We start from the raw sequence: 8735 nt of genomic DNA, 5'->3' as shown, positions 1-8735 counted from the left end.
GCCCGAGTTCCTGCGCCGCACGGCCGAGCGGACCCGGGCCCTGAAATCCCTCCCCCGCCCCCAACTCGGCCACGGCGCCGGCCTCCTCACCGCCCCCGTCACCCCGGTGGCCTGGCGCGCAGCCCTCACCCGCGGACTGCGCAGGGCGGCCGCACCCTGGACCTCCACCACCCTCCTCAGCAACATCGGCCGCGTCCCGTACCCCCTGGACTTCGGCGAGGAGGCGGGCCGCGCCCACGCCGTGTGGTTCTCGGCGCCGGCCCGGATGCCCCGCGGGCTCACCGTCACGACCGCCTCGACCGCGGGCCGGCTGCACCTTGCCCTGCGCTGGTCACGGTCTCTGCTCGGGCACGGCGACGGCGCCCATCTGCGGGACCTGTTCGAGCACTACCTGCACACCACGGAGGTGGCCCCGTGAACACCACCGCGCCCCCGCGCCGCGGCGGCCTCAGGGACTTCTACGAGGACCCGGCCGTCCCGGTCGCCTCCGGCACCCCGCGCTCCCTGCGCCAGGCCCGCATGCTCGCCGCCGCCCTCGGCACCGCCGGAACGGCTCCGCGCACCGTCCTGGACATCGGCTGCGGAGACGGCACCGCGGCCGCCACCGCCGCCCCGCTCCTCACCGGTCACCGGATCGTCGGCGTCGACTGGTCCCAGGACGCCCTCAAGCGCGCCCGCGCCAGGCTGCCGTACGCCGTCCGCGGTGAACTGACCGAGTCCGGGCTGCCGTTCAGGGACGCCTCCGTGGACGCCGTGCTGTTCAGCGAGGTCGTCGAGCACCTGGTCGACCCGGACTCGGCGCTGGACGAGATCCGCCGCGTCCTGCGCCCCGGAGGCCATCTCATGCTGTCCACCCCGAACCTGGCCGCCTGGTACAACCGCGGACTGCTGCTGGCCGGTGTCCAGCCGGTGTTCTCGGAGGTGAGCCTGCGGGCCGTCCACGGGCGGCCGGGACGGGAGGTCGTGGGGCATCTGCGGCTGTACACGGCCCGCGCGCTGCGGGAGTTCGTCGCGGCGGCCGGCTTCGAGGTCGTACGGCTGGCGGGGGCGCCCTTTCACGGGGTGCCGCGTCCGCTGCGCGCACTGGACCGGCTGGCGTGCGCCAGACCGTCGATCGCGTCGATCCTGCTGCTGCACGCGCGCAAGACCTAGGGGGCGTGGACCATGTGGTGGGGAGTGGCGGCGGCCCTGTTGGCGAACACCCTCTACAGCGTCGGGTTCGTGCTGGAGAAACGGGCGCTCACCGCCCTGCCCGAGGTGACGATCCGGCAACCCGCCCGGCTGCTGGGGCTGGTGGTCAGGAGCCCGCTGTGGATCGGCGGCTCGCTGTCGCTGGCGGCCGGGTTCGGGGCGCAGCTCGCGGTCTACCGGACGCTGCCGATCGCGGCCGCGCAGGGCATCTTCGTCTCCGGTCTGGTGCTGCTGGTGCTGCTGTCGGCGCGGCTGCTGGGCGAGGAGACGACCGGGCGGGAGCGGTTCGCCCTGGGCGCCATCCTCGCCGCGCTCCTCATGGTCGTGCTGTCCCTGAAGCAGGGCTCGGACCGGGTCAGTCAGGACGCTCCCTACCAGCTCATCCTGCTGGTGTGCGTGCCGTCGCTGGCGGCGGGCGTGTGGCTGTACGGGTCCGCCGAGCGGCGCACCAGGCACCGGCACCGCATGCCGACGACGGGCGTCGAGTACGGCGTGGCGGTCGGCCTGCTGTACGGGGTCAGCTCGCTGGCGATCAAGGGCGTGTCGAGCTCTCTCACGTCAAGTGGCCTCGGCAGCGCGGTGGTTGAGCTGTTGAGGTCGCCCTATCCGTATCTCCTGTTGTTCACCGGGGCGTTCGGCCTGGTGATGTCGCAGGCGGCGCTGCAACGCTGCCGGGCGTCACTGATCGTGCCGGTGTGCACGACGGTGACCTGTCTGTACACCGCGGTGCTGGGCACGCTCTCGTTCGGCGAGTCGCTGCCCCACGACCCGGTGCGGCTCGCGCTGCGCCTCGCGGGCACGGTGCTCGCCGTCGCCGTCCTGCTGAGCATGCCCAAGCACGACCAGGCGCCCCAACCCCCCATCGGCACCAAGGAGTTGACGCCACCATGAACCCCGAAGACCCGCTGTTGCAGATCCTGGCGTGCCCGCTCGACAAGGGGCCCCTGCACCTCGTACCGCCGGACGAGGCCCTCTACAACCCCCGGCTGCACCGCCGCTACCCGATCGTCGACGGCATCCCGCAGTTGCTGCCGGCCTCCGGCGAGCAGGTGACGGACGACCAGCACGAGGACCTCCTGCGCCGCTGTACCGGGGGTTCCCCCCAGACCCCCGGGACGACCCCGTGACCGGGCCGGCCCGCACCTGGGCGGCGCGGGTGGCCCCCCATCTGCCCACCCGTCTCGTCGCGGCGGCCGCCCGGGCGGTGTACCCGCGCTTCGAGCCGGAGCTGGCGCGGCTGGCCGAGCTGTGCCCGGCGGGCTGCCGTACGGCGGTGGACGTGGGCGGCTGGTACGGGCCGTGGACGCGCCGGCTGGCCGGGCGGGCACGGCAGGTGGTGACCGTCGAGCCGGTCCCCCGTCTGGCCCGGCTGCTGACCTCGGCGGCCCCGCCGAACGTGCGGGTCGTCCAGGCCGCCGCCGCGGACCGCCCGGGCACCGCCCGGCTGTGGCTGCCGCCCGGCGACGAGGGCGACCGCGGGGTGTCCTCCCTGGTCCGCAGGGACATCCACGGCCGCGCGGTGGACGTCCGCTGCGTCACGCTGGACGAGCTCGGTCTGAAGGACGTCGACTTCATCAAGATCGACGTGGACGGCAGCGAGCTGGCGGTGCTGCGCGGGGCGACGGGGATCCTCGCGCGTGACCGGCCCGCGCTCTTCGTCGAACTGGAGTCCCGGATCCAGCCGATCGCGCCGGTCGTCACCTACCTCGCCCTCCTCGGCTACGACGGCTGGGTGCTGCCCCGCACCGCCTGGCTCCCGCTGTCCGGCTTCCCCCTGGAGGCCCACCAGGAGACGGCGTCGTACGTCGTCAGCCAGGGCCTGCTCCGCCGGGTCCTGCCCCTCCTCCGCCGCCCCCGGTACGTCAACTCGGTGCTCTTCCTCCCCGACGGCCGCCGGCCCGGTGTCAGTGCCGTGGGGGACGATGGGGAGCATGCCCTCCGGAAAGCCCCCGGCCGGTCCCTTCACCGTCCATGACTTCCAGCTGGTCCTGCTGCGCCGCATGGCCGACCACAACCCCGGCCCGGTGGAGGACGCCCGGCACGCGCTGGGCGTGTCGATCGCCGAGATGCGGGAGGCCAACAAGCGCTGGCAGGCGATGGTCCGCTCCCCTCGGGCCCGCGCCGCCGCGTCCCGGTACCGCTCGGTGCTCGGCGCCCCGGAGACCGTCCTGACCCGCGCGGTGGGCGACCTGGAGTGCGAGGCCTGGCTGTGGCCGGTCCCGCTCTGGCCCGACCTCCGCTTCGAGGTCCTTCTCTCCCCGACCGGCGCGGTCTGGAACGAATGGCTGATCCGCGCGCCGGGTGCCGAGGGCCCGGCCCTGCGCACCCTCGCCGACCTCACCCCCTGGTCGTGCACGGTCGACGAGGCGGCCCGCGCCTTCCCCCCGGCCCGCCCCCTGGAGGGCACGGCCCCGACCCGCTGGGGCCTGGCCTTCACGGCCCCCGACGAGTCGGGCACACGGCGTGAGGTGGTCGCCGAGTTCACCTGGGGGTTGCTGCAACGCCTGACTGTGCGCTGACGGGAGCGCCTCAGGTCGTCGCGGTGGACCGGCGCCGCGTCCCGACCAGCGTGGCCAGGTCCCCGGCCAGGGGGAGCTCGACCGTGTCCAGGGCGGGGTGCTCCAGCCAGAACAGACGCGGGCGATCCGGACGGCCGTCGTGCCGGGGCGGCCAGTCCGACGCCGGGGTGAAGTCGTCGACCACGATCCGGCCGCCCGGGGTGAGGAGCCGGGCCGGGTCGGCCGGGACGTCGCCGGGCGTCTTGCCGGTGCCCCCGCCGTCGAGGACGAGGAGGTCGTAGGGGCCGTCCTCCTCGATGCGGCGCCAGTCGCCGGACAGGATCCGCACGTCGGGGCGGTCCGCGAACACCTCGGCGGCGACGCGGGCACGCTCCGGGTCGCGCTCGACGCTGACGAGCCGTACACCTTGCCGTGTCCCCGAGGCCAGCCACGCCAGGCCCACGCCGCAGCCCGTGCCCGTCTCCCCGACACGGCCCCGGGCACCGCCCGCCAGCGCGTGCAGCAGCCGGCCCTGTTCGGGGCGGCAGGAGTGCAGGAAGCCGTGGGCGCGGGCCGCTGCCAGCGCGCGTTCGACGAGCGGGGGCAGGTGAGGTTCCCGGTCGTACGCGTCGGTTCCGGACATCGACATGCCCGTCATGATGCAGGGCGTCGGGCCGTCGGCTCCACCACGTCCGCCACCACGCAGCTGACGTTGTCCGGGCCGCCCGCGGTGTTCGCGGCGTCGACCAGGGCGTGCACGGCCGTGTCGGGGGTGGGGGCGGAGGTGAGCAGGTCGCGGACGGCCGGGTCGGGGACGACGGAACAGAGGCCGTCGGAGCACAGCAGGTAGCGGTCGCCGGGCTCCGCGTCACGCAGTCCCAGGTCCGGGGTGCCGGTCGTGAGGGCCTTGAGGAGCAGGGCCCGCTGGGGGTGGGTGACCGCCTCCTCCGCGGTCAGCCGGCCCTCGTCGACCAGCGACTGGACCACCGTGTGGTCGTGGGTGACGCGGAAGAGCTCGCCGTCGCGCAGGAGGTAGGCGCGCGAGTCGCCGACGTGGACGAGGGCGAGCCGGGAGCCGGTCCACAGCAGGGCGGTCAGGGTGGTGCCGTTCTCGTCGGCGCCCGCGGTCACGTCCCGCACCGCCTGGCTCGCGCCGTGCACGGCGTCCTCCAGCAGATTGAGGACGTTCCCGGCCGGGAGTTCGGCGCTGTCGAGGAACCGCAGCGCGGCCACGGCCGCGTCGCTGGCGGGGCCGCCCGCGGGGCCGTACCCGTCGGCGACCGCGAGGAGGCGGGCACCCGCGTAGGCGGTGTCCTGGTTGGCGGGGCGGACCCGGCCGGGGTCCGAGTGGGCGCAGTAGCGCAGTTCGAGCACGGGGGTGTCCTTCCTCGGTGCCGCCGTCAGCTCGTCGACGAGGAACGCGGCGAGGTCCCGCCGTACGGCCGTCTCCGCCTCGACCCGCGCCCAGTACGCGCGGATCTCTCCGGCGGCAGCGGCGGGCGGGAGCGCGCACACCGTGCGGATGCGGGCCAGCGGCATGCCCAGCCGCCGCAGCCACGCCACCAGCCGGGCCTGTTCGAGCTGGTCCGGGGTGTAGTAGCGGTAGCCCGTGGCCGCGTCGACGCGTGCCGGGCGCAGCAGCTCCAGCTCGTCGTAGAGCCGCAGTGCCTTGGGCGACAGCCGGCACGCCCGCGCGAAGGCCCCGATCGTGAGCCACTCCATACGGCCTCCTCCGTTCCTCGCCTCGATGGTGGGGCTTCACCGAGGGGGAAGGTAAAGCGGTTGCCGCGGTTGCGTCCGTAGTGGTTAGCCTTCCGGTCGAGCTGTACGGGAGTCGATCCGTACGGGAAAGGAACCCGCCGTGCCCCGAGTCGCCCTCGTCACCTACGACCCCCGGCCCGAGCCCAGCAAGGACGCCGACCTGCCCGTACTGACGGCCGCGCTGCGCGAGGCCGGGGCCGACGCACGGGCCGTGTTCTGGGACGACCCCGACGTCGACTGGGCCGGCTACGACCTGGCCGTCATCCGGTCCACCTGGGACTACAGCTGGCGGGCCGCCGAGTTCGTGGCGTGGGCGGAGCGCTGCGCCAAGCTGACCCGGCTCGCCAATCCGGCGGAGGTCGTGCGCTGGAACACCGACAAGCGGTACCTCGGGGAGCTCGCGGAGGCGGGGGTACCGGTCGTGCCGACCCGCTATCTCGCCCCCGGCGACCCGGCGGACCTGCCCGACGACCACGAGTACGTCGTCAAGCCCACGTCCGGGGCGGGCGCCCGGTACGCGGCGCGGTACACCCCGGAGCGGCACGAGGGTGCCGTACGGCATCTGGAGCGCATGCACGCCGAGGGGCTGACGGCGATGGTGCAGCCGTACATGCGGGGCATCGACGCGGGCGGTGAGCGGGCGCTCCAGTTCTTCGGGGGGCGGCTGCTGCACGCCAGCCGCAAGCGGGCCGTGCTCGCCCCCGGTACGTCGTTCGACGCGGAGAAGGTCGCCCACCCGGGCCTGGAGCCCTGGACCCCGACCGCGGCCGAACACGCCGTCGCCGAGCGCGCCCTGGCCGCCGTCCCGGACGCGCCGGAACTGCTGTACGCGCGCGTGGACCTCGTCGACGGGGAGGACGGGCAGCCGCGGGTCATGGAACTGGAACTGGTCGAACCGAACCTCTTCCTGTTCCTGCACCCGCGGTCGCTGGGGCCGGTGGTGGAGGCGGTGCTGGCGGCCGCCGGGCGGTAGGCGGTCCGGGGTTCGGGTAGGACGGACAGGCGACCACAGGACAGGATCGAAGCGTGACCTCTCTCTTCCCGGCCCTCAGGGGCGCCCCGGCGGACCGTCCCGCCCTGCGGTTCGGCGACCGCTCCCTCACCTACGCGCGACTCGCCGCCGCGACCGACGCCCTGGCGGCCCGTCTCGCGGGGTACGACCGGGTGGCCGTCTGGGCGACGCCGGAACTGGAGACCGCGGTGGCCGTCGTGGCGGCGCTGGAGGCCGGTGTCGCGGCGGTACCGCTCAACCCGAAGTCCGGCGAGAAGGAGCTCGGGCACATCCTGAGCGACAGCGCCCCGGCCCTGCTGCTCGCCGCTCCCGGCGCCGAACTCCCGCCGGGCCTCGCCGACTTGGAGCGCGTCGATGTCGACGTGCACGGCACCGGCGGCCCCGCCCCCGACACCCCGGCGCGGGACGGCGACCCCGCCCTGGTCGTCTACACCTCCGGCACCACCGGTCCCCCGAAGGGCGCCGTGCTCCCCCGCCGGGCCGTGGCCGCCACGCTGGACGCCCTCGCCGACGCCTGGCAGTGGACGTCACAGGACGTCCTCGTGCACGGCCTGCCCCTCTTCCACGTGCACGGTCTGGTGCTGGGCGTCCTCGGCCCGCTCCGCCGCGGCGGCTCGGTCCGCCACCTCGGCCGCTTCAGCACGGACGGGGTGGCCCGCGAGCTGAACGCCGGCGCGACCATGCTGTTCGGTGTCCCCACGATGTACCACCGGATCGCCGAAGCCCTGGCGGAGGACCCCGAGTTGGTGAAGGCGCTGGCCGGGGCCCGGCTCCTCGTCTCCGGTTCGGCGGCGCTGCCCGTGCACGACCACGAGCGCATCGCGGCCGCGACCGGGCGCCGGGTCGTCGAGCGCTACGGCATGACGGAGACCCTCATGCTGTGCTCGTCCCGGTGGACACCCCCGGACCCCCGGCCCGGCGTGCGCGCGGACGGCGAGCCGCGCGCCGGGACGGTGGGCGTACCGCTGCCGGGCGTGGAGCTGCGGCTGGTGGAGGAGGACGGGTCGCCGATCACGTCGTACGACGGCGAGACGGTGGGCGAGATCCAGGTGCGTGGCCCCAATCTGTTCACCGAGTACCTCAACCGGCCGGACGCGACGGCGGCCGCGTTCACGGCGGACGGCTGGTTCCGGACGGGGGACATGGCGGTGCGGGACACGGACGGGTACGTCCGGATCGTCGGCCGGAAGGCCACCGACCTGATCAAGAGCGGGGGCTACAAGATCGGGGCGGGCGAGATCGAGAACGCGCTGCTGGAGCATCCGGGCGTACGGGAGGCGGCGGTGACCGGGGAGCCGGACCCGGACCTGGGCGAGCGGATCGTGGCCTGGATCGTCCCGGCGGACGCCCGGTCCCGGCCGTCCCTGGAGGAGTTGGCCGACCACGTGGCCCGTCGCCTGGCCCCGCACAAGCGCCCCCGGGTCGTCCACCACCTCGACTCCCTGCCCCGCAACGACATGGGGAAGATCATGAAGCGGGCGCTGCATGGCTGAGCGTCTGTCCGCACGCGAGGTGGTCGCGCTGCTCGCCGACGACTTCTCCGAGATCCCGTACCCCAAGCGGCGGTCGAAGCCCGACGGTCCGCTCGCCTGGCAGGGCTACGACGCCTCGCGCGCCCGGGCGGCCGAGCGCACCGGCGAGCAGGAGTCGGTCGTCTGCGGCACCGCGCACGTCGAGGGCGTGCGGGCCGTCCTGATCGCCTTCGAGTTCGGCTTCCTCGGCGGCTCGCTGGGCGAACGCACCGGCGACCGGCTGGAGGCGGCGTACCGGTACGCCCGGGAACACCGCCTCCCTGTCGTGCCGTTGGTGGCCACGGGCGGCAGCCGGATGCAGGAGGGCATGCTCGCCCTGTCCCAACTCCAGCGCGTGGCACGGGAGTCGGCCCTGACCCGGGCGGCGGGACTGCCCCAGATCGCGGTCCTGCGCGACCCCACCACGGGCGGCGGCTGGGCCACCCTGGGTGCGGGCGCCGACGTGGTCCTCGCCCTGCCGGGGGCGCAGGTCGGCTTCGCGGGCTCCCGGGTCCGTCCGCCGGACGCGGACCCGGCGGCGTACACGGCGGAGGCGCAGGTGGCGGCGGGCGCGGCGGACGCGGTCGTACGGCCGCACGAGCTGCGGAGGACGCTGGGGCTGTGGCTGCGGCTGCTGGCCCGGCCGTCGGGCGGACCCGGCGACGGCCCGTCCACCGAACCCACACCCGCCCCCGTCCCGGCCCCCCTCGGCACGACGGACCTGCCCGCCACCGGGTGGGACGCTGTCCGCCGGGCCCGTTC

10 protein-coding genes and 1 pseudogene are annotated in these 8735 nt (G+C 75.0%); 9 read left to right on the top strand and 2 right to left on the bottom strand.

Features of this window, described 5'->3' with window-relative positions; genetic code table 11:
- From AOJ26_RS34420 to AOJ26_RS34395, 6 genes and pseudogenes are all read left to right on the top strand, one after another.
- A pseudogene (locus AOJ26_RS34420) lies at positions 1-418 on the top strand (condensation protein); the annotation flags it as partial.
- On the top strand, positions 415-1152 hold the full coding sequence (locus tag AOJ26_RS34415; protein ID WP_053852296.1) for a class I SAM-dependent methyltransferase: 738 nt from the start codon (positions 415-417) through the stop codon (positions 1150-1152). The pseudogene AOJ26_RS34420 and the gene AOJ26_RS34415, both read left to right, overlap by 4 nt.
- A gap of 24 nt (positions 1153-1176) precedes the next feature.
- On the top strand, positions 1177-2082 hold the full coding sequence (locus AOJ26_RS34410) for a hypothetical protein (RefSeq protein WP_053852295.1): 906 nt from the start codon (positions 1177-1179) through the stop codon (positions 2080-2082).
- Positions 2079-2318: a Trm112 family protein gene (locus AOJ26_RS34405; protein WP_053852294.1), complete on the top strand. Its 240-nt coding sequence runs from the start codon at positions 2079-2081 to the stop codon at positions 2316-2318. Before AOJ26_RS34410 ends, AOJ26_RS34405 begins: the two co-directional genes overlap by 4 nt.
- Complete coding sequence (locus AOJ26_RS34400) at positions 2315-3166, top strand: FkbM family methyltransferase (RefSeq protein WP_053852293.1); 852 nt, start codon at positions 2315-2317, stop codon at positions 3164-3166. The genes AOJ26_RS34405 and AOJ26_RS34400 overlap by 4 nt, the downstream gene beginning before the upstream one ends.
- Complete coding sequence (locus AOJ26_RS34395) at positions 3114-3710, top strand: hypothetical protein (protein ID WP_053852292.1); 597 nt, start codon at positions 3114-3116, stop codon at positions 3708-3710. Before AOJ26_RS34400 ends, AOJ26_RS34395 begins: the two co-directional genes overlap by 53 nt.
- Before the next feature lie 10 nt (positions 3711-3720).
- Here the strand turns inward: AOJ26_RS34395 and AOJ26_RS34390 are convergent, their stop codons facing one another.
- Together AOJ26_RS34390 and AOJ26_RS34385 are read right to left on the bottom strand one after the other, a co-directional pair.
- Positions 3721-4338 (bottom strand): O-methyltransferase, encoded by a 618-nt coding sequence (locus tag AOJ26_RS34390; protein WP_053852297.1) that lies wholly within the window; start codon positions 4336-4338, stop codon positions 3721-3723.
- Between the two features lie 5 nt (positions 4339-4343).
- Positions 4344-5411, bottom strand: coding sequence for a MerR family transcriptional regulator (locus tag AOJ26_RS34385; protein WP_053852291.1), 1068 nt, complete (start codon positions 5409-5411; stop codon positions 4344-4346).
- A gap of 139 nt (positions 5412-5550) precedes the next feature.
- Here AOJ26_RS34385 and AOJ26_RS34380 point away from each other — a divergent pair, with 139 nt between their 5' ends.
- The 3 genes from AOJ26_RS34380 to AOJ26_RS34370 all read left to right on the top strand — a co-directional run.
- Positions 5551-6423, top strand: a complete 873-nt coding sequence (locus tag AOJ26_RS34380) for an ATP-grasp domain-containing protein (RefSeq protein ID WP_053852290.1) — start codon at positions 5551-5553, stop codon at positions 6421-6423.
- Between the two features lie 53 nt (positions 6424-6476).
- Complete coding sequence (locus tag AOJ26_RS34375; protein WP_053852289.1) at positions 6477-7955, top strand: acyl-CoA synthetase; 1479 nt, start codon at positions 6477-6479, stop codon at positions 7953-7955.
- The coding region (locus tag AOJ26_RS34370; protein WP_324614006.1) for a carboxyl transferase domain-containing protein at positions 7948-8735 on the top strand (788 nt) is incomplete at its 3' end. The genes AOJ26_RS34375 and AOJ26_RS34370, both read left to right, overlap by 8 nt.

Source organism: Streptomyces sp. NRRL B-24085, from assembly GCF_001282115.1.
Lineage (GTDB): Bacteria > Actinomycetota > Actinomycetes > Streptomycetales > Streptomycetaceae > Streptomyces.
This window is presented reverse-complemented; position numbering and strand designations above follow the sequence as displayed.